The organism is Agrobacterium sp. Azo12 (genome assembly GCF_029193765.2).
Lineage (GTDB): Bacteria > Pseudomonadota > Alphaproteobacteria > Rhizobiales > Rhizobiaceae > Agrobacterium.
Genome location: NZ_JARFYO020000001.1, coordinates 1 through 20,895, shown reverse-complemented (window position 1 = coordinate 20,895; position 20,895 = coordinate 1). Strand labels below are relative to the sequence as shown.

Below are 20,895 nucleotides of genomic sequence, written 5' to 3'. Positions count from 1 at the left end.
CGCTCACACCTCCGAGGCAAACAGTCGCAAACGCCGCAGTACGATTTTTTCGATCTCCAGAACGATCATCAGCACGATGCCTGTTAAAACCACGACTAGCCCGTCAAGCAGGGGCAGCGGTGCCGTTTCGAACATTGTCTGCATGAATGGTGTGTAGGTGAACAGGAACTGCGCCACAGTGACGGCGATAATCGCCAACAGCACCGGAGGTGTGCCCATTGCTCCGCGCAGGCTGAAAGACGTCATGTGCAGGTAACGCACGTTGAACAGGTAGAAAATCTCCATCACCACGATGGCATTGACCACCATCGTCCGTGCTGTGGTTTCTCCCAGTCCACGCCACAGACCAAACTGAAACATAGCAAACACACCAAGCATGAATAGGATTGAAACAAAAATCATCCTCCATAACAGGAATGGCGAGAGCATTGGTGCATCGCGTTTTCTTGGGCTTCGCTGCATGACACCAGGTTCCGGTGGCTCAAACGCCAGCACCAGCCCCAAGCTTATCGTGGTGGCCATATTGATCCAGAGAATATGGACCGGTGCCATTGGCAGGGTCAGTCCGAAGATAATAGCGATAATCACCGACAGAATCTCGCCGCCATTCGTCGGCAGGGTCCAGGAAATCACCTTGCGAATATTGTCGTAGACCGTACGTCCTTCGTGCACCGCCGCCACAATCGATGCGAAATTGTCGTCCAGCAGCACCATTTCGGCGGCTTCCTTGGCGGCCTCGGTGCCCTTATGACCCATGGCGACGCCAACGTCGGCCTGTTTCAAGGATGGCGCGTCGTTGACACCATCACCGGTCATGGCGGCAATATCGCCGTTTTCCTGTAGAGCGCGCACGATCCGCAGCTTGTGTTCCGGGCTGGTGCGGGCAAAAACGCTGACGGTCTTGACGGCTCTTTGCAGGTCCATGTCGGAAAATGCATCAACCTCAACGCCCGTCAGCACCTCAGGATTGTCGGCAATGCCGAGTTGGCGGGCAATTGCCAGCGCCGTTGCGCCGTGGTCGCCGGTGATCATCTTGACGGAAATGCCAGCCGACCGGCATTGCGCTATTGCGGAAAGTGCTTCCGGGCGAGGTGGATCGATCAGGCCGGTTATGCCGAGAAAGACCAGACCGGAGGCCATATCGTCAGGGTTTATGTCTTGTTTGTCCTGCCGCGCCGGTTTGGTGGCAAAGGCCAGAATTCTCTGTCCCTGTGCTGCAGCGGCCGCAATTTTTTCCTGCCAGTAACTGATGTCGATTGGCTGGTCCGTATCGAGATCGGCTTGTCTTTGGCAGAGAGAAAGCAGTGTTTCCGGCGCTCCCTTGACGAAAATGACCCGTTCGCCTGACGGTGTGGCGTGGAGTGTTGCCATGTAACGATGGCGCGCATCAAAGGGGATTTCATAAAGACGCGGCCAATTGTTTCGCTGTTCTTCCTGCCCAAGGCCTGATTTCAGCGCAAGCGTCACCAGCGCACCTTCCATCGGATCACCCAGCGTTATCCAATGGGTATCTTTATGCGTCAGGACAGCGTCGTTACACAACAGAGCGGCGTTGACGAGCTGGTCGCGGGCGGGGTCGTTTCTCGCTGGCGTTTCGTTACCGGCTTCAACCAGCATGCCTTCTGGCTGATAACCTGCTCCTGTGACATCGACTGTCGATGACGCCGTGACCACGCAGGCGACGGTCATTTCATTTTTTGTGAGAGTGCCGGTTTTGTCTGAGCAAATGACCGAGGTAGCACCCAGTGTTTCCACGGCGGGCAAACGGCGGACGACAGCGTTTCTAGCGGCCATACGCTGAACACCGATGGCAAGGGTGATGGTGATAACGGCAGGCAGGCCTTCCGGTACAACACTGACCGCCAGCGCAACAACCAGCATCAGGGCGTCGGCCCAGTCATATTGATGGACAAGCAGCGCGATCAACAGCAGCACGGAGGCCAGAGCCAATGCTGCCCAGGTGATCAGTTTTCCGAAGCGGTTGATTTGCTCAAGCAAAGGCGTTGTCAGGCCTTGGACCTGGCTGATCAGCGAAGAAATACGGCCGATCTCGGTCGCGCCACCGGTTGCGACCACCAGTCCGGTTGCTTGGCCTGTGGTGACGATGGTGCCGGAAAAACCGAGTGAGCGGCGTTCTGCAAGGCTGGCATCTGGTTGCGATGGGCTCTCATGCTTTTCAGCAGGAACCGATTCCCCTGTTAGAATAGCCTCGTTGATCTGCAGATTGCGCGCACGCATGATGCGAATGTCGGCGGGAACCTTGTCTCCAGCCTCCAGCAGAACCACGTCGCCCAGCACGATCTGTCTGGCATCGATATTCTGCTTTTCGCCGTTTCTCAGAACCGTGGCATGCGGCGCAATCATGTTGCGGATGGCGTCAAGCGCGCTTTCTGCCTTGCCCTCCTGAATGAAACCGACAATCGCATTGATCGTAACGACTGCAACGATCACGGCAGCATCGACAAAGTGCCCAAGGAAGGCGGCAAAGGCGGCAGCAATCAGCAGGAAATAAATCAGCGTATTGTTGAACTGGGCGAGAAACCGCAACAACGGGCTGGTTTTGGGAGGTTCAGGAAGCTGGTTTGGTCCGTGGGTTTCCAATCGCCGTTTTGCTTCATCCGGGTGCAATCCGGCTTCATTACTATTCAGCTTGTTAACGGCGTGCAGAACTTCCAATGCGTGCCAGGGAACTGGCTGGCTGTTGGAGTTCGCGTCGGTTTTTGGCGGCGCTGAAACAGTCATGAATACCCCTGATTTTAGATAGACCGAACGGGGCGGCATATCTTGTCTATTTACAGGATAGGGGAACGATATGCGCAATCATTGATTGAAATCAATTCTACGGTCAAAATCGACCCTATGATCCTGATGACAAAAGCGTGCGCGCTTGGTGAGATTGTCGGGTACATGCAACGGGAGGTCAGTCATGACGAGCAAGATGCTTCTTACCTTCAATGCCGGTTCATCGACCGTGAAGATTGGTCTTTTTGCGGTCGAGGCGGATAAGGCCACCCGTGTTGGCAAAGGCATCATTGATTTTCGGGAGCGTCCGTTGGTTTTCCATTTGATGGAAGGTCCGCAAGATTTTGAAGTGCCATTGACCTCGGATGGGCAGGATGTCCTGCATGACGTGCTGGAAGAAACCTTTGGCTGGCTCGCCAAACATTTCAACCTGGATGATGTTTATGCGGTGGGGCACAGGGTGGTGCATGGTGGCGACAGGTTCGAAGGCCCTGTTGTTCTAAGCCACGAAACACGTGTCGGTATTGAAGATCTGACACCTCTTGCACCTTTGCATCAGCCACAAAGTCTGCGGTTGATCCGGGCGATTAGTCATCTTTTCCCTGATATGCCGCAGACGGTTTCATTCGACACCGCGTTTCACAGAAGCCAGCATCCGTTGGCGCAACGTTTTGCGCTACCCTCTGCCCTGCATGATGAAGGCGTAAGGCGCTACGGTTTTCATGGGCTGTCCTATAAATTCATTGCCAGTGCCTTGAAGCGCATCGCACCTGAGCTTGGCTCGGGGAAGGTTGTTGCCGCGCATCTGGGAAGCGGGGCAAGTCTGTGCGCACTGGAGGAAGGCATTAGCCGTGACACCAGCATGGGCTTTTCGACACTGGATGGCATCCCGATGGCAACCCGGTGCGGAGCGCTTGATGCCGGGGTTCTTTTGCATCTCCTTACTGAAAAGGGCATGAAGCCTGTCGATCTGCAGGAGTTGCTTTATCACAGGTGCGGCCTGCTTGGCGTTTCCGGCGTCAGTGCTGACATTCGTGATTTGCTAAAGAGTGAAAATCCCGACGCCAGACTTGCGCTTGATCTGTTTTCTTTCCGGATTGCCGGCGAGGCTGCACGGCTTGCGGCGACACTTGGGGGTCTGGATGCATTTGTTTTTACGGCTGGCATTGGTGAACATCAGCCGTTGATGCGCAAAAGCATAGCCGAGAGGATGATGTGGCTGGGTGTTGAGATCGATGATGCCGCCAATAATGAAAATCGCAGGCTGATCAGCAGTGAGGCCAGCCGGGTCGCGGTCTATGTTATCTCAACCGACGAGGAACAGACGATTGCGGATGAAGCTCTCTCTGTTCTTTCCGAATAAGGCATGAAATAACAGCGACCATAGTCCTGCTGAATGTGTCGAGATGGTTGATGGAAAATAGTGATGATGTCTTGCGACTGGTGTTGCGGATCGATTTTCCGCCAGATAGCAGGCTGGGTCATGGCAAGATCCGTCTGCTGGAGCTGATTGCCTCGACAGGATCCATCTCTGCCGCAGGACGCGCGATGGATATGTCCTACCGAAGGGCCTGGCTGCTGGTGGATGCCTTGAACAGCATGTTCCGCAGGCCGGTTGTCGAATCCCAGCGGGGCGGCAAGCAGGGCGGTGGTGCTGCCCTGACGGAGTTTGGTAATGAACTGCTTCACACCTACCGTAATATGCAGGAGAAGCTTGAAAAGGCTGTCAAACCAGAGTTGGACTGGCTGGAGAAAAACCGCCACCGGTCATCTGATGCCGGTCAGTAGCGGTCGAGTGCTGCCGATTTGACGATCGCAAAAACCGGCTTGCCCGGTTCAAGCCCCAGCCTTTCCTGAGACAGGGCGGTAATCCGTGACAGGATGGTATCGCCACCACAATTGATGCTGACGGTGACCATGCCATCGGTGGCGTCTGATATGTCCTTGATGGTGCCCTGCAAAATGTTCAATGCACTCAAACCATTGGGATTTTCGGTTGCCAGCATGACGTCGCGGGCAGGAATGTGCACACGCACGGTTTTGCCGATTTCGCCTGCCTTGGCAGGTATGGTGAGGCTTTTCTGTTTGAGGCGAACGGTCAGCAGTCCATATTTATCGTCAACCGCTTCGATCTTGCCGGAGAGAATGCTGCCCATTTCACGGCGTTCGAGTTGGTTGGAAAAGGCGGATTCACCAAGAACTTCGCTGGCGGGACCTGCCGCTTCCACCTTGCCGTCCTTCATCACGATGACCTTGTCGGCCAGACGGGCGACCTCGGCGACCGAGTGGCTGACATAAACGATCGGCAGGCGCATTTCGTCGCGCAGAAGTTCCAGATAGGGCAGGATTTCCAGCTTTCGGGCTTCATCTAGCGCCGCAAGCGGTTCATCCATCAACAACATGCGTGGTGAAGACAGAAGTGCTCTGCCAATGGCGACACGTTGTTTTTCGCCGCCTGACAATTTGTCCGGATGTCGCGACAACAGCGCGCCGATGCCAAGCATCTCAATGATGCGAGCATCGTTGGTCTGGCGGTTGGCCTTTGGTGTAAACCAGCGGCCATAATCCAGATTTTGCTGCACGGTCATGTGCGGGAAAAGCCGTGCTTCCTGAAACACATATCCAAAGCGGCGTTTGTAACCCGGCACAAAAAGTCGTCTGTCGGAATCCGCCAGCGTCGTGTCATCAAGAACGACCTTACCGTTATCGGGTTTCGTCAATCCGGCAATGATACGGATCATCGAGGTTTTGCCCGATCCTGAACGGCCGAAAAGTGCTGTCACCCCACGCTCGGACACAAAGGATGCGTCCAGATGAAAAGACTGAAAACGGTGATTGATGCTGACGGTAAGGGTCATTCTGCGTTCACCCGTTTTCCGACGAAGCGCGCCATGAATTCCGAGGCAAGAAGTGCCAGCATGGAAATGACTATGGCGACGATCGTCAACCTTAGCGCGCCGAGGTCTCCGCCCGGAACCTGCGTGAATGTATAAATGGCGGCCGACAATGTCTGTGTTTCGCCAGGAATATTCGACACGAATGTAATGGTGGCGCCGAACTCACCCATGGCCTTGGCAAAGGCCAGAATCATGCCGGCGATAATGCCGGGCAATGTCAGCGGCAAGGTAACGGTGAGGAACACCCATAACGGGCTTGCACCCAAGGTTCCGGCTGCCTCCTCCAGCTTTCGATCAACGGATTCGATCGAAAGGCGGATCGAGCGGACCATAAGCGGAAAGCCCATGATACCGCAGGCAAGCGCTGCGCCCGTCCAGCGGAAGGAAAAAACGATGCCGAAATATTCATCAAGATAGGAGCCGATGAAACCGCGTCTGCCAAACAGAACCAGCAGGATGAAACCTGTCACGACCGGTGGCAGGATCAGAGGCAGATGCACGATGCCGTTGAGCAGGGATTTTCCCCAGAAACGGCCGCGCGCCAAGGCCAGTGCGGTGATAATGCCAAAGGGCAGGCTGACCAGCATCGCGATGGTGGAAACCCATAAGCTGAGGCGAATTGCGATCCATTCGTCAGGGCCAAGTGTTAGCCAGTCCAATGCGGGTTTCCTTTATTCTTGTCAGCGAACGCCCCGGCCATGACCGGGGCGTGTATGTCTTTTCATCCGAGTGGATGAGGATTACTTTACGATTGTAAAGCCTTCCTTTTCGAAGATCGGTACAGCTTTGTCCGACTTCAGGTATTCGAGGTAGGCTTCAGCTGCCTGTGTCTTCGAGGAAGACAGGACTGCAACCGGATAGATGATAGCTGGGTGGGTATCTTCAGGGAACGTGCCGACAATCTTTACGCCTGTGTCAGCAGCGGCATCCGTCTGGTAGACGATGCCGTAAGGAGCTTCACCGCGCGATACCAGCAGCAGCGCTGCGCGAACGCTTTCTGCGCCGGCAACCTTGGCTTCAACCGATGACCATACGCCGAGCTTTTCCAAAGCGGCCTTGCCGTATTTGCCAGCTGGAACGGAATCAACTGCACCCATCGCCAGGCGGCCATCACCCAGCAGACCAGCCAGGTCGAAACCTTCCTTGATTTCAACGTCCTTTCCCTTGTCAGCTGGAGCTACCAGAACGATGCGGTTGCCCAGAAGGTTGGAGCGGGTGTCCTCCTTGATCAGCTTCTTTTCAGCGACATAGTCCATCCATGCCAGGTCGGCGGAGATGAAGATGTCGGCAGGTGCGCCAGCTTCAATCTGCTTGGCCAATGCAGAGCTCGCTGCATAGGAAACAGTGGTTCCGTTCCTGGTTTCCTTGGCCCAGTCTGCGTTGATCGCATCCAGCGCATTCTTCATGCTGGCAGCGGCAAAAACCGTTACTTTTTCTTCAGCAGCGGCTGTGCCGGAAAGCATGGCTGTGGACAGGAATACGGCTGCAACGGAAGCCGCGATTATTCTGAACATGTGGCGTCTGAGAAATTTCATGGCGGTTCCTTTTGGTCAGTCGATATGTTTTGTTGTATATGACGGTTTGGCTTAACCGAGAATGGATGTGTTTTCAAGAATACATCGGCTTGCGCCGACGTCGTATGCTGATGTCAGCCAGTCTTGTCCGTATTTGCGGCAAATAAAAACCGGACCTGCGGCGGTCGAGCACGCAGATCCGGTCAGAGAGGCCTTCTCAGGCAACGGGTGCTAGAAACGTGCCCCGGCAATGTGGGCAATCTGTGCGCCCGCTTCGTAGTAAAGTTCTTTGACGCTGCGCAGTTTCTGCTCTCTCGCTTCGGTCAGAGGCAAGGGCATGTTGTCTTCGGTGATATCACCGCTGACATGGCTTGCTATTGTTTTGCCGAAGATTGTGCCCGGCGCGATGCCGCGGCCGTTGTAACCAGAGAACCCGACGACATTGGGTGCGAATTTATGGAAACGTGGCAGGGCGTTATCCGTCATCCCGATCTTGCCGTACCATTCGGCGTCAAATTCTACTTTGCCAATTTGCGGGAAGAGTTTTTGTAATGAACGGATAGCCCAAGCCCGGTGAACGGCTAGACCAGTGTTGCGCAATGCACCGACGCTGCCGAAAACCAGCCGGCCTTCCTTGTCCAGCCGGAAAGACGACAGGATTTCCCGTGTGTCCCAGCATCCTTCTTTGCCCGGCAAAATGGTGTTGAGGACGGCTTTGTTCAGCGGTTTCGTTGCGAAATTGAAGTAGGGAAGATAGACCTGTTCCTGGCGAACGACTTCCCAGGGGCCGGTGCTATAGGCTTCCGACGCAACAATAATCCATTGTGCCGTGACGGAGCCTTTTGCAGTCCTGACGATCCAATTTCCAGCCTGTCGTTCTGTCGATAGGACCGGGCTTTCAGTGTGTAGCTGGGCGCCTGCATTTTGTGCGGCGCGGGCAAGGCCGCGTGCATAGGCGAGTGGCTGTAAGGTTCCAGCCCTGCTGTCGTGAAGAGCGCCAGCATAGGCGCGGGTGCCAACACGTCTGGCGGTCTCTTCCGCATCAAGAATTTTCACCGGCGCGCCGCGTGCGCTCCATTGGCGGCAGCGCTCCTCAATTTCCTCAAGGCCTGACTTGCCGACAGCGCAATGCAGCGTACCGTTCGTCTGCAATTGGCAATCGATGGCGTATTTTTGAATGAGCTCGCGCACAACCAGCGGCGCACCGCCCAGCAAATCCAGCAAGCGTTCGCCATAAACAGGACCAAGCACGGTTGGCAGTTCCTTGGGCATGGTCCACATGCCGCCATTGATCAGGCCGACATTTCGGCCAGCGCCGCCAAAGCCAAATTGTTTTGCCTCCAGTAGGGTTACCCGCGTGCCGCGTTCTGCCAGATGCAAGGCTGCGGAAAGGCCGGTATAACCGCCACCCACGATGACGACATCTGCCGAGACATTGCCTTGAAGCGGCGATGTTTCAGGCGGCGGGGGAGCTGTCATTTCCCACAGGCCGTGGGAGCGTGGATCGTTGTACATGTTCGCCATCCGGAAGTGGGTTTCTCCCGTTGACCGGGAGTGATTATGCTTCGAGCTTAGCGAGTGTGAAGGCTGTTGGATATCGACATATCGTCAACAGATCATTCCCTTAGGGAATAATGCCGATCTGCCCGGGTTTGTGCGAGGGCAGCAAGACAATGGTCTTTGCTAGAGGGCACAAAATGGCCAATGGACTTGCAACACAGGCACGCCTCAGCCAATAGTGTTGTTGAAAAGAGGTGTGCCACCTCATCGAAAGCGCATATCAGGGTATCTACCAATGAAGCCAATCTTCGTTCAATTGCAATGCACACCGGGCAAGACCTACGAGGTCGCGGATGCAATCTACAAAACGGAGCTGGTGTCCGAGCTTTATTCGACCAGTGGTGAATATGATCTGCTGCTGAAGATATACCTGAAGGAAGATCAGGATACCGGGAAATTCATCAACGATAATATCGTCTGCATCCCGGGCATCGTGCGTTCACTGACGACGCTGACATTTACGGCATTCTGAATTTTGTGAGCTTCCGAGCTTTGTCGAAATCACTCTCTTGTCGTGAGAGAGTGGTGATGTCGCTTTTTCGACATGAGACTTTCAGCGCATGGTTTCGCGCCGGATTTGTCCTAGGTGTTTCTGACATATAAAAAGCGCGGAGCGGTATAAAATACCAGGCTTCGCGCTTTATCTGTCGTGAAATATGGTTCAGCGTATAGGGATCGCACATCCGGTGTTGCGTGAGATTTCACGCGACAGCCGCGATATTGCGATTGTGAACGAGATTGCGAATGGCCAGTTTCACATCATCTGGCGTATCGAACCGCTGTTCATCGAGATCGTGAACGTGGAACTTCACCGCGATGAACTTGAAACGATCATTATCCGGAATGACGATGCCGACTGGTTCACCGGCGAATTCTATAACTTGCTTTTGCATATGCCTACTCCCGCTACAGCTCGATTGCTGTGGCTTTGTCGAATAAATTTTGAAATGAATTGAACGGTGTTCAGGTCACATTCGACAGAAGCAGGAGCACGAAATTGTGCGCTCGTGTTTAAGCACAATACGACCAAGGGTGGCGGCATTGAATGTTAGTTTAAACATGTCACTCTCCTTTGTTCGCGTGTTGCACTAAAACCGGAGTCTAAGCTCCAACAAGTTGCTTCGTAGCCGAATTCTAAATCAAAATCAACGTAAATGATTATGCGCAGAATATTTTTCTTTATGATGACAGATTTCGGGCGGAATTGTGAAATTTTGTTTTCGTGCGGTCTCCATCAGGCCTCCACCCGCTCAGCACAAATCTGCTTTTGGTGAACATCCGCGTTGAAACGTCGGGCATACCGATTGGTTCCGGCGATTGTGGAAAAAAAACACGCGGCTGGATCAGCGAAATGTGATCGGAATCAATTGTACGAAAAAAATTATGCCGGAGGGTATTTGTGACTCTGTCCGGTAAAGTCGGACACCGAATAACAGCCATCGCCCGTCTGGCGGATCACCGATTCGCCGACCGGCGCTTTGCCGTAGCCGCCAGGAATATCCAGAATATATGTCGGCTGGCAGAGGCCGGAGATATTGCCACGCAATTGCGCGACTATTTTCTGACCTTCCTCGATGCTCAGACGAAAATGTGATGTACCTGGCGCAAGATCGGGGTGATGCAGATAGTAAGGTTTGATTCGAGTTTCGACGAAAGCGCGCATCAAATCTGCCAGGATGGTGGCATCATCATTAATGCCCTTCAGCAGAACGGTCTGGCTGATCATCACAACACCCGCATCAACCAACCTGTTGCAGGCAGCGCGTGCTTGTGGGGTCAGTTCGTCGACATGATTGGCATGTAGTGCCACATAGGTGGTCTTACCACTGGCTTTCAGTGCATCGACAAGAGCGTCGTCAATTCGTTGCGGCTCGACGACAGGCACGCGCGTGTGGAAACGAACGATTTTAACATGGTCGATCGCTTTCAGCGCCAACATGATTTCGCTCAGCCGGCGAGCCGATAACACCAGGGGATCACCACCGGTCAGGATGACTTCCCAGATCGTCGGGTTGTCCCTGATATAGGCGATGGCCGTGTCCAGCTCTTCGCGGTTCAATGTGCCGTTGCCATCAGGCCCGACCATTTCACGGCGAAAACAGAAGCGACAGTACACCGGGCAGATATGAACGGCCTTCAGCAACACACGGTCAGGATATCGATGCACGATGCCCGGAACTGGGCTGTGCGCCTCATCACCAATCGGATCTTCGCGTTCAGTATTGGTGATGGTCAGTTCGGCTAGGTCCGGTACGAACTGACGGCTTATCGGTCCATCACCATTTTCCTGTTGTATTAGGGCTGCGATATCAGGGGTGATGGCCACCGCATAACGCTCTCCAACCGGCGTCAGGCGATCAGACGCCGGTGCGTCGATCAACCCGGCCTCGTTTAAGGCCTTTACCGATTTGAGGCTGCGGGTAATCGTTGTCATCTCCCGTATTCCGCGACTGGTGCCCACATGACGAGATCGATACGCGGAGCGCCGGTTGCCAGCATGACAAGACGGTCAAATCCAAGCGCGATGCCGCTGGCGGCTGGCATCAATTCCAGCGCTGCCAAAAGGTCTTCATCCAGCGGATATGTCTCGCCATAGACACGTTGTTTCTCAATCATTTCCTGCTCGAAACGGATGCGCTGTTCTTTGCTATCGGTCAGTTCTCCGAAGGCATTTGCCAGTTCCACACCGCAGGCATAAAGCTCAAAACGTTCGGAGACGCGGCCATCCTTCGCTGTCCGGCGGGCGAGTGCGGCCTCGCTCGACGGGTATTCATCGAGAATTGTCACGCGGCCATAACCAAGTTCCGGTTCGATACGTTCGACGATGACGCGGCTGAACAGGTCTGCCCAGGTGTCGTCAAATGATGTGCGGATGCCGGCATTTGTCAGTGCGGCTTTCAGATGGTCGCGATCTGTCTCGCCATTTTTATCAATGCTGGCCAGAAGGTCGACGCCCGCATAACGCTCGAACGCTTCAGCGACACTTATTCTTTCCGGCTCCAGAAATGGATCGACACTACGACCATTGTAGGTGAAATGTTTCGTCTTGGTGGTTTCGGCAGCAAGGGCAAGAATGTCTGCGCAATCGGTCATCAGCGTTTCATAGCCGGTGTTGGCGCGGTACCATTCCAGCATGGTGAATTCCGGATGGTGCAACGGGCCTCGTTCCCTGTTGCGATAGACATGTGCGAAACAGGAAATGCGTTGTTCGCCGGCTGCGAGCAGCTTCTTGCAAGCAAATTCCGGAGACGTGTGCAGGTAAAGCGGAAAATGTTCGCCGGCCGTTGTTATGCCCTGCGTTGCAAAAGCATGCAGATGCGCCTCATTGCCCGGAGACACTTGCAGTGACGGTGTATCAACCTCAAGGAAGTCGTTTTTGGCGAAATAGGCTCTGAGATTTGACTGTATCGCGTTGCGCCCCAAAAGAAATGGCCTGCGGTCGGCATGCACATCCGGCGTCCACCATGGGGAAGATGTCTTGGCTGACGGGTTCATGGCTGGCTTTCTTTTTGGTCGATACAGTTGAAGGCTGGCTATTTGCGTGAATTTAAGGTACTTGCGCCCGGAAAACAGATTAAACGTCTACCGGCAGGCGCAGCCGCGCTGTCCTTTACGACGCATTTTACTGAGTTACAAGGAAGTCATATGGTCAAGGTTATCGCCTCATCTGTCCGTAAGGGCAATGTTCTCGAAGTCGAGGGCAAGCTTTACGTCGTTCTCACCGCCCAGAACTTCCACCCAGGCAAGGGCACGCCTGTTACACAGGTGGATATGCGCCGCATCGTTGATGGCGTGAAGGTTTCCGAGCGCTGGCGCACGACCGAGCAGGTTGAGCGCGCATTCGTTGAAGACCTGAACTTCCAGTATCTTTACGAAGACGGCGAAGGCTTCCACTTCATGAATCCTGAAAACTACGACCAGGTTGTCGTAGACGTCGAGACCATGGGTGACCAGAAGGCCTATCTTCAGGAAGGCATGACCTGCGTTCTGTCGATCTATGAAGGCAACCCGCTGGCTCTCGAACTGCCACGCCACGTGACGCTTGAGATCGTTGAGACCGAGCCAGTCGTTAAGGGCCAGACAGCGTCTTCGTCCTACAAGCCTGCTATCCTGTCCAACGGCATCCGTACAATGGTGCCGCCGCATGTTGACGCTGGTGTTCGCGTTGTTATCGCAACCGAAGACAATTCCTACGTTGAGCGTGCCAAGAACTAATCAGCTCGAACCGAGTTGACAGCAAAAACCTCCGGCCAAAACCGGAGGTTTTTTATTGTCTTGCCAACAAAAAAGCCCGCAACATGTGTTGCGGGCTTTTGTTTTGGGATGCGCTGGCAGGCAGCTTACATGGCTGGCTTGGCAGGTGTCGCGCCAATGGCGTAACCGCCACCGATAGCAACACTGAGGGCGACGTAGTCCTGCGCTGTCTGCTGTACAGCCTGAGCAAGGCTTGCCTGGGCTGTCGAAACGGAACGCTGTGCGTCCAGCACGTCGAGCAGCGAAGATGCGCCGTCACGGTAGCTGGCTGTCGAGAGCGAAAGCGCTTCGTTGTAAGAGTTGACCGTTGCACGCAGAGCACTGGCCGTGCGCTGGTCACGGTTGATGGCTGCAAGTGCGTTTTCAACTTCTTCAACGGCGGTAAGGACCGTCTGTTTCCAGACAAGGTACTGTTCGCGTGCGGAAGAGTTGGCAATGTCGACGTTGGCGCGCAGGCGGCCACCGTCAAGAATTGGCAGAACGAGCGACGGACCGAAAGACCAGGAGTTGGACGAACCACGGCTGCCACCGCTGATGCGCGAGTAGCTTGGTGTGATCGTGCCGCCAAGCTCGATGCTTGGATACAGCTGCGCTTCGGCAACGCCGATCTGAGCGACCGCTGCTGCCAGTGTGCGTTCTGCTGCACGGACGTCAGGACGGTTGCGGATCAGGTCGGCCGGAATGCCGGTCTTTGGAATGGAGCGCGCAACAGGCTGGCGTGCGCCGCGCTGCAGTTCCACAACCAGCGACGATGCAGGCATGCCAAGCAGCGTTGCAACGCGGTGTGCTGCACGACGGAAGTTGGTTTCAAGGTTCGGAATTTCTGCGAGTGTCGAGTTTACCAGACCTTCGGACTGTACAACGTCCAGACGGGAAGCTGCACCGGCTTCAAGCTGCAGCTTGGTCAGGTCGAGTGTTTCACGACGCGATGTCAGGTTCTGACGGGCAATTGCCAGACGCTCCTGATAGTAGCGCGCATCGATATAGGCCGAAACAAGCGAAGACAGCAGCGAAAGCTTTGCAACATCGGCGCTTGCGTAAGCGGCGTCGAGGTTTGCATTTGCGGCTTCCTTGGAACGGCGATACTGACCAAACAGATCCAGCAGCCAGGACACGTTTAGCGATCCAGCCGATGTATTGGTGACACTGCTGTCTGCCGTTGGCAGGCTGCCCTTGCGGCCGCTGGTTGTGTGCTGGCCCTGGGTCGTGAGGCTTGGCAGTGCACCCGCGCCGGCAACAACCACGCTGGCTTCAGCCTGATTGATGCGCTCCAGTGCCTGAAGCACTGTCAGGTTCTGCGCCAAGCCGGTGGTGACGTACCCATTAAGACGGCTGTCGTTGAAAGCATTCCACCAGGCAACTGTTGAAACATCGCCATTGCTCGTCTTGCCGCCCTCAGCAAATTTTGTTGGCAATTGAATTTCTGGTGCCTTGTGGTCTGGTCCCACAACGCAGCCGGAAAGCAGCAGCAGGGCCAGTGGAATGGAAGTCCGAATGGATAGCATCATAATACCCTAAAAGTTTCGAGATCTCACGGCTGCCCCGAATACTGGCCCCGATCAGCATTTATGGTGAATCGTAGCATAAGGTTTGCTACGATTCGTATATTTTTTAACAATCAGAGAAGTGCAGGCACAACGTTTTTTCTGTCAGTGTGACCGTTTTGATATCTTTCTGATGATTACGAAGAACGACGGTACGAAGAATACGCCCAGAACCGTCGCTGCAAGCATGCCGCCGAGAACGCCGATACCGATGGCGTTCTGAGCTGCAGAGCCAGCACCCGTTGCGATTGCAAGCGGTACCACGCCAAGAATAAACGCCAGTGACGTCATGATAATCGGGCGCAGACGCAAGCGTGCTGCTTCCAATGTGGCATCGAGCAAGCTTAACCCATGCTCCATTCGTTCCTTCGCAAATTCCACGATCAGGATCGCGTTCTTTGCCGCCAGACCAATGGTCGTTAGCAGACCAACCTTGAAGTACACATCGTTGGACTGGCCAAAGAAGTGTGCTGCCGCCAGAGCACCCAGCACGCCAACCGGAACGGCCATGATGACCGAGAACGGAATGGACCAGCTTTCATAAAGTGCAGCAAGGCAAAGGAAGACGATGAGGACCGAGAGAGCATAGAGGGCAGGAGCCTGCGAACCGGACAGACGCTCCTGATAGGAGATGCCCTGCCAGGCCACGGTGTAACCACCGTTGAGGCTTGCCGTCAGTTTTTCCATCTCATCCATGGCAACACCCGAGGCAATGCCTGGTCCGGCTGTACCTTCAAGCGAGATCGCCCCCGTGCCGTTGAAGCGTGCAAGGGTTGGAGCGCCGCTTACCCAGGATACTTCCGAGAAGGACGAGAATGGCACCATTTCACCGCTGCTGTTACGGGCGTACCAGAACTTCAAGTCGTCCGGTTGCATACGGTATTGTGCGTCACCCTGAACATATACCGGTTTCAGTTCACCATTCAGCGTGAAGTCATTGACGTCACGACCGGCAAAGATGGTCGAGAGCATCAGGTTGACCGAGGCAAGATCCACACCCATGGCGCCCATCTTTTCCTGATCAAGGTTGATCTTCATCTGCGATTCGTTATCGCGGCTGTTGCTGCGCAACGAGCTGATGTTCGGGTTGGACCCGGTCATCTGGATCAGTTCCTTCGATGCAGCTGTCAAGGCGTCATTACCGTTACGACCACTGTCGACCAGATACATTGAGAAACCGCTCGACGTACCCATGCCCTGAATAGCAGGCGGAAGCAGCGGGAAGACCTGAGCATCACGGTATGTGAAGAAGGTTCCCATGGCGCGTTGAACAATCGCTCCAGCGTGCTGTTCAGGTTTGCTGCGAAGCGAGAAGTCCTTCAGCTTGGTGAAAACTATCGCGTTGTTCTGGCCGGAACCGGTGAAGCTGAAACCAAGAACGCCGAATACAGAATCGACATTGTCTGCTTCGTTTTCGCGGAAATATGTTTCAACCTGTTTTACAACCGCGTTGGTCCGCTCGATCGTCGACCCTGTTGGCAGCTGAACGATTGTCAGCAGAACGCCTTGGTCTTCCTGAGGAAGGAACGAACTTGGCAACTTGGTGAAGAACCAGGCGCAACCACCGATGACGATGGCGAACATCACCATGACGCGCAGAGGGCGCTTTAGCAGGTAACCGATGCTCGAAACATAGCCATCAGTTGTTTTGCCAAAGCCTCGATTGAACCATGCACCGGGACCACGCTGTTTTTTGTGGTGGTCTACAGGCTTCAGGATCGTAGCGCAAAGTGCTGGTGTCAGAACGATTGCGACGACGGCAGACAAAAGCATGGCCGACACAATGGTGATCGAGAACTGGCGATAGATAATGCCGGTGGAGCCGCCGAAGAAGGCCATCGGAATGAACACGGCCGTCAGAACCAGGGCGATACCAATGATCGCGCCGGTAATTTCACCCATCGACTTTTCGGTCGCCTCGAGAGGCGGAAGCCCCTCATCGGACATGATACGTTCGACGTTTTCCACCACCACGATCGCATCATCCACCAGAAGGCCGATGGCAAGCACCATCGCGAACATCGTCAGCGTATTGATGGAATATCCCGCCAGCGCAAGAATGCCGAATGTGCCCAGCAGAACCACGGGAACCGCGATCATCGGAATGATCGTTGCTCTCAAATTCTGCAGGAAGATCAACAGAACCACGAAGACGAGAATGATCGCTTCGATGAGTGTGTGAACAACCTTCTCGATGGAAAGTTGAACGAATGGCGTGGTGTCATACGGGTATTCAATGACAACACCTTCAGGTAGGCCCTGCGAGGCGACCTCAAGCGCTGCCTTTACTCGGGCGGCGGTATCGAGAGCATTGGCACCGGTTGCAAGGTTTACCGCGAAACCGGAGGAAGGCCGGCCGTTCGAGCGGGAATCGCCGCCGTAGCTTTCTTCCCCAATTTCAATGCGGGCAACATCACTCAAGCGGACGGTTGCACCGTCCTTTTCGACTTTGAGGATAACCGATTCAAAGTCCGCGACGGTTGTCAGCTGGCTCTGCGCGGTAATTGTAAGGTTCAGCTGTTGACCCTGTACGGCTGGCAGTGCACCAAGCTGACCAACGGAAACCTGAGTGTTCTGGCTCTGAATAGCCGTAGTGACATCGCTGGTCGTCAACTGATATTTGTTGAGCTTGAAGGGATCGAGCCAGACGCGCATGGCGTAACCGGAACCGAAGATGTTGATGCTACCAACACCTTCAAGACGCTTGATCTGGTCTTCGATGCGGGTTGAGAAAATGTCACCCAAATCCACCGATGTACGTTTGCCATCGGTCGAAATCAGCGCACCGACCATTAGGATGCTCGACGTAGAGCGGCTGACTTCAATGCCGGCCTGCTGTACAACATCCGGCAGCTGGGTCTGGACAAGCTGCAGCTTGTTTTGCACTTGAACCTGAGCAATATCCGGCATGATGCTGTTACCAAAGGTCAGCGTAACGGACGAGCTACCAGTTGAAGATGAGGACGTCATGTAAGTGAGGTCATCGAGGCCGGTCATGCCGTCTTCGATAACGGTCGTCACCGATTTCTGTACGGTTTCCGCGCTTGCACCGTTGTAGCTTGCGCTGATGCGAACGGTTGTCGGTGCGATATCTGGATATTGCGAGATAGAGAGTGTGTTGATGGCCAGCAAGCCGCCAAGCATAATCACAATCGCTATCACCCAAGCAAAGATTGGGCGCCGGATGAAGAAGTGGGCCATATGTGTTTCTGCGCCTTCGTTGTTACGGTCGTCGGGCGATTGTCGCGATTATCAGTTTGCGGGAGCGGCTGCCGGAGCCGCTGGCTGGGTTACCACTAGTCCCTTGTCGTCAATTGTTACTTCAACAGGTGCAATCGGTGCGCCGTCGCCAATCCACTGGAAACCATCCACAATCAGCTTGTCACCGTCTTTGACGCCTGTGGTTACAAGCCAGGAATTGCCTGACTGGCTGCTTTCAGCAAATGTGCGCGTTTCAACGGTACCCTTTTCGCTGACAAATTTTGCAGTCAGTTCGCCGCTCGGGTTTCTGTCGGCAGCACGCTGCGGAATAAGGAAGCCTTTTTCCTTGCCGATCGTCAGCGTGGCGCGAACGTACATGCCCGGCAGAATGAGGTCATCCGGATTGTCGAACTGGGCGCGGATGTAATAAGTGCCGGTGGTTTCGCTCACCGCCATATCCGACATGTCGACCTTACCGGCATGAGGATATTTCGTACCGTTTTCCAGGGTCAGGTGGAGGTCGGCCTCGGCATTGTTCGGTCCCTTTGAGCCTGCGGCAACTGCCGTGCGAAGACGTAGCAGATTGGCACTGGATTCAATCAGGTCAATGTAGATCGGATCGATACGGCGCAGTGTGGTCAGCGCGGCGGACTGGTTAGCAGTGACTACGTTACCGATGCTGAAGCTCGTCGATGTGGTGATGCCGTTGAACGGTGCGCGGATTTTCGTCAGGTTGAGATTGATATCAGCCGCCTGAAGCGCCGCTTTTGCCTGCGCAACATCTGCTTCGGCCTGAAGTAATGTCACCTTGGCATTTTCATACTCAATCTGCGTTGCACCGCTGTTGACCAGACGCTCATAGCGGGCCAGGTTTGCCTGAGCACTTGGAACACTGGCTTCAGCCTTTGCAAGGCTGGCGCGGGCCTGCGCAACTTCGGCCACATAGGTGTCGTCTTCGATTTGGTAGAGCAGGTCACCCTGCTGCACTTCGCTACCTTCCTTGAAGGTGATCTCGCGGATGATGCCGGTGACGCGCGGTCGGATTTCCGCAGTCTGGAAGGCGCTGGCACGACCGGGCAGTACCGTCGTCAACGGCTGCTCGGATTCTTTCATGATGACAACGCTGACAGGAGCAGGTGGACGTTCTGGCGCTTGCGCCTGTGCAGTCTGCTTTTCATCGCTGCAGCCTGCAACCACGCCAGCCACGCACAGGGCGGCAAGAACCGGAAGGATACGTCTTGTCATTCGTGTTTCCCACATAAGAGCCAGCTCTGCGGATAAAGAGAGCTTTTTCTGATGATCCGCAAGCCGGAGCTGATTTCAAGCAATTATCAATAATGAACCAAAAACATCCGGCTTATTGGATACAATGAGCCGGATGATTGAATTTCGTCAGTTGTTATCAAGTGACGTAAAATTAAAAGCGTCACTTTGCAAGTGTATTTCGCAGCGCAGCATCCATCATATTGACGAGTTTCGTGCAGCGTGTGGCTAAAATATCCGGGTTCTCACCTGCGATGAGTACAGGATGGATAACGCTGACGAGGGCATGATTGATGGTATCGGCAGTTCCGTCGAGATCGTCTGTCTGGTAAATTCCAAGCTTGATGCCGGCTGCGATAATTTTGCTGACATGCGCATTGAGCACCTGAAGATATTGCTCGCCGCAATCCAGCTCCTGTTTGGCCATCAAAACCAACATCTCAAACACATAAGGTGTTTCTTCGAGCGTCACGACATGTTTGCGCATCAGTGACAGCGCCATCTGGTGCAGTCGCTCATAGGGGGGTAGCGTGGTGTCCATGGCATCCAGATCATTTTGCAAAGATGTGATCTGTCTAAGGACGATGGCATCAACCAGCGCGACCTTGGAGTGAAAATGCTTGAACACATTGGCTGGCGACATCGACATTGCTGCGGCAATGTCGGCAATCGTCACAGTCGAGAAGCCGCGCATGCTGAACAGCTTCTCGGCCGTGGCCAGAATTTCACTGCGGGTTTCTTCTGCAGGCCGCCGCAGCCGCTTCCGGGGAAGCGCGGTTTTTGCTGTATTGCTGACGGTTTTCATGGATGCAGATGAGTTTACCACAATCAGGCTCCGGTAAAATAGGGCTCCAAATTCTCGCGAACACGTTCCAATGGTGTGTTTTCGCTATTATCAGGAACGAATGTTTTCCCCGTTATTTGCTCATATGCACTTATATACACATCCGATGTGTCCATGACGAGCTTTTCCGGAATCTCCGGAATGTCATCCTTATAGGGATCGCAACGTTCAACCACCCATGCTCTGACAAAGTCCTTGTCAAAGCTCGCTGGCCGTGTGCCATTTTCGAAGCTTGCGCCATAGGATTCTGCAATCCAGTAGCGGCTGCTGTCAGGTGTATGGATTTCATCGGCAAGAATGATGTTGCCTTCGGCGTCTGTGCCGAACTCATATTTGGTGTCGACCAGGATCAGGCCATGTTTGGCGGCGATCTCCTGGCCGCGCTTGAACAGCGCCAGCGCATATTTTGACAGAGTCTGCCATTGCTCACTGGTGAGTAGCTTCTTCTCAACGATTTCGTCGGGTGTCAGGGGTTCATCGTGTCCGCCGTCAAAGGCCTTGCTGGTCGGGGTAATGATCGGTTCCGGCAGTTTCTGGTTGTCGCGAAGGCCATCCGGCAGAGTGATGCCATACATCTGGCGCTCGCCCTTCTTATAGAGAGTAAGGATGGAGGTGCCTGTTGTGCCAGCCAGATATCCTCTGACAACGATCTCAACAGGAAGAATATCGAGACGTTTACCGATCACCACATTCGGGTCCGGATAGCTGATAACGTGGTTCGGGCATATGTCTGCGGTTTGCTCAAACCAGTAACGTGCGGTTTGGGTCAGCACTTGTCCCTTATAAGGAATGCAGGTCAAGATGCGGTCAAAGGCGCTGATCCGGTCTGTCGAGATGATGATGCGCGAACCGTCTGGCAAGTCGTAATTCTCGCGTACCTTTCCGCGATAGTAATTGGGAAGTTCGCGAATAACGGCTTCTTCTAGTATGCGCACGGCTGCTCCAATCCTTGTATCAAGCGGGCCTGTCAGTGGCCTCAGTCGAATAGTGCTGGCAATTCCTATGGCATTTTTCAAACGGCAGGGCCAGCATATGCTTTTGAGCCGCCAAAATCGGCTAAAATCGATAAACGTCAT

Annotated in this window: 17 protein-coding genes; 4 read left to right on the top strand and 13 right to left on the bottom strand. The window is 54.3% G+C overall.

Annotated features, from left to right (window positions below):
- Nucleotides 1–3 precede the first annotated feature (3 nt).
- Nucleotides 4–2,742: a cation-transporting P-type ATPase gene (locus PYL13_RS00085; protein ID WP_275643699.1), complete on the bottom strand. Its 2,739-nt coding sequence runs from the start codon at nt 2,740–2,742 to the stop codon at nt 4–6.
- Nucleotides 2,743–2,926: 184 nt separating this feature from the next.
- On the opposite strand from PYL13_RS00085, the gene PYL13_RS00080 reads away from it, so the two are divergent.
- Nucleotides 2,927–4,105 carry an acetate/propionate family kinase gene (locus tag PYL13_RS00080; protein WP_275643700.1) on the top strand — a complete coding sequence of 393 codons (1,179 nt, stop codon included), beginning with the start codon at nt 2,927–2,929 and terminating at the stop codon, nt 4,103–4,105.
- Nucleotides 4,106–4,155: 50 nt separating this feature from the next.
- The gene (locus tag PYL13_RS00075; RefSeq protein ID WP_250984332.1) at nt 4,156–4,530 is read left to right on the top strand and encodes a winged helix-turn-helix domain-containing protein; all 375 of its coding nucleotides are present in this window, start codon (nt 4,156–4,158) and stop codon (nt 4,528–4,530) included.
- Here the strand turns inward: PYL13_RS00075 and modC are convergent.
- From modC to PYL13_RS00055, 4 genes are all read right to left on the bottom strand, one after another.
- Nucleotides 4,524–5,600, bottom strand: coding sequence for a molybdenum ABC transporter ATP-binding protein (gene modC, locus PYL13_RS00070; RefSeq protein ID WP_250984333.1), 1,077 nt, complete (start codon nt 5,598–5,600; stop codon nt 4,524–4,526). The two genes, PYL13_RS00075 and modC, sit on opposite strands and share 7 nt — an antisense overlap.
- Nucleotides 5,597–6,298 carry a molybdate ABC transporter permease subunit gene (gene modB, locus PYL13_RS00065; protein ID WP_250984334.1) on the bottom strand — a complete coding sequence of 234 codons (702 nt, stop codon included), beginning with the start codon at nt 6,296–6,298 and terminating at the stop codon, nt 5,597–5,599. The genes modC and modB overlap by 4 nt, the downstream gene beginning before the upstream one ends.
- Nucleotides 6,299–6,379: 81 nt before the next feature.
- Nucleotides 6,380–7,153, bottom strand: coding sequence for a molybdate ABC transporter substrate-binding protein (modA, locus tag PYL13_RS00060; RefSeq protein ID WP_441296651.1), 774 nt, complete (start codon nt 7,151–7,153; stop codon nt 6,380–6,382).
- A gap of 231 nt (nt 7,154–7,384) precedes the next feature.
- Nucleotides 7,385–8,668, bottom strand: coding sequence for an NAD(P)/FAD-dependent oxidoreductase (locus PYL13_RS00055; protein WP_250984336.1), 1,284 nt, complete (start codon nt 8,666–8,668; stop codon nt 7,385–7,387).
- 280 nt (nt 8,669–8,948) lie between these two features.
- On the opposite strand from PYL13_RS00055, the gene PYL13_RS00050 reads away from it, so the two are divergent.
- Nucleotides 8,949–9,185, top strand: a complete 237-nt coding sequence (locus PYL13_RS00050) for an Lrp/AsnC ligand binding domain-containing protein (RefSeq protein WP_192490345.1) — start codon at nt 8,949–8,951, stop codon at nt 9,183–9,185.
- 229 nt (nt 9,186–9,414) lie between these two features.
- Here PYL13_RS00050 and PYL13_RS00045 read toward each other — a convergent pair whose 3' ends face one another.
- The 3 genes from PYL13_RS00045 to epmA form a co-directional block, all read right to left on the bottom strand.
- Complete coding sequence (locus tag PYL13_RS00045; RefSeq protein ID WP_192490344.1) at nt 9,415–9,606, bottom strand: hypothetical protein; 192 nt, start codon at nt 9,604–9,606, stop codon at nt 9,415–9,417.
- A 488-nt stretch (nt 9,607–10,094) separates the two neighbouring features.
- Complete coding sequence (locus PYL13_RS00040) at nt 10,095–11,147, bottom strand: lysine-2,3-aminomutase-like protein (protein ID WP_250984337.1); 1,053 nt, start codon at nt 11,145–11,147, stop codon at nt 10,095–10,097.
- Nucleotides 11,144–12,208, bottom strand: coding sequence for an EF-P lysine aminoacylase EpmA (gene epmA / locus PYL13_RS00035; RefSeq protein WP_250984338.1), 1,065 nt, complete (start codon nt 12,206–12,208; stop codon nt 11,144–11,146). The genes PYL13_RS00040 and epmA overlap by 4 nt, the downstream gene beginning before the upstream one ends.
- Nucleotides 12,209–12,358: 150 nt before the next feature.
- On the opposite strand from epmA, the gene efp reads away from it, so the two are divergent.
- The gene (gene efp / locus PYL13_RS00030; protein ID WP_192490341.1) at nt 12,359–12,928 is read left to right on the top strand and encodes an elongation factor P; all 570 of its coding nucleotides are present in this window, start codon (nt 12,359–12,361) and stop codon (nt 12,926–12,928) included.
- Nucleotides 12,929–13,053: 125 nt separating this feature from the next.
- Here efp and PYL13_RS00025 read toward each other — a convergent pair whose 3' ends face one another.
- The 5 genes from PYL13_RS00025 to PYL13_RS00005 form a co-directional block, all read right to left on the bottom strand.
- Nucleotides 13,054–14,472, bottom strand: a complete 1,419-nt coding sequence (locus PYL13_RS00025) for an efflux transporter outer membrane subunit (protein ID WP_250984339.1) — start codon at nt 14,470–14,472, stop codon at nt 13,054–13,056.
- A gap of 144 nt (nt 14,473–14,616) precedes the next feature.
- Complete coding sequence (locus PYL13_RS00020) at nt 14,617–17,712, bottom strand: efflux RND transporter permease subunit (RefSeq protein WP_250984340.1); 3,096 nt, start codon at nt 17,710–17,712, stop codon at nt 14,617–14,619.
- Between the two features lie 51 nt (nt 17,713–17,763).
- The gene (locus PYL13_RS00015) at nt 17,764–18,957 is read right to left on the bottom strand and encodes an efflux RND transporter periplasmic adaptor subunit (RefSeq protein WP_259149614.1); all 1,194 of its coding nucleotides are present in this window, start codon (nt 18,955–18,957) and stop codon (nt 17,764–17,766) included.
- A 181-nt stretch (nt 18,958–19,138) separates the two neighbouring features.
- Entirely contained in the window at nt 19,139–19,801 is a 663-nt protein-coding gene (locus PYL13_RS00010; protein WP_275643701.1) for a TetR/AcrR family transcriptional regulator, read from the bottom strand.
- A gap of 2 nt (nt 19,802–19,803) precedes the next feature.
- Nucleotides 19,804–20,754 (bottom strand): phosphoribosylaminoimidazolesuccinocarboxamide synthase, encoded by a 951-nt coding sequence (locus tag PYL13_RS00005; RefSeq protein WP_275643707.1) that lies wholly within the window; start codon nt 20,752–20,754, stop codon nt 19,804–19,806.
- Nucleotides 20,755–20,895: the final 141 nt, after the last annotated feature.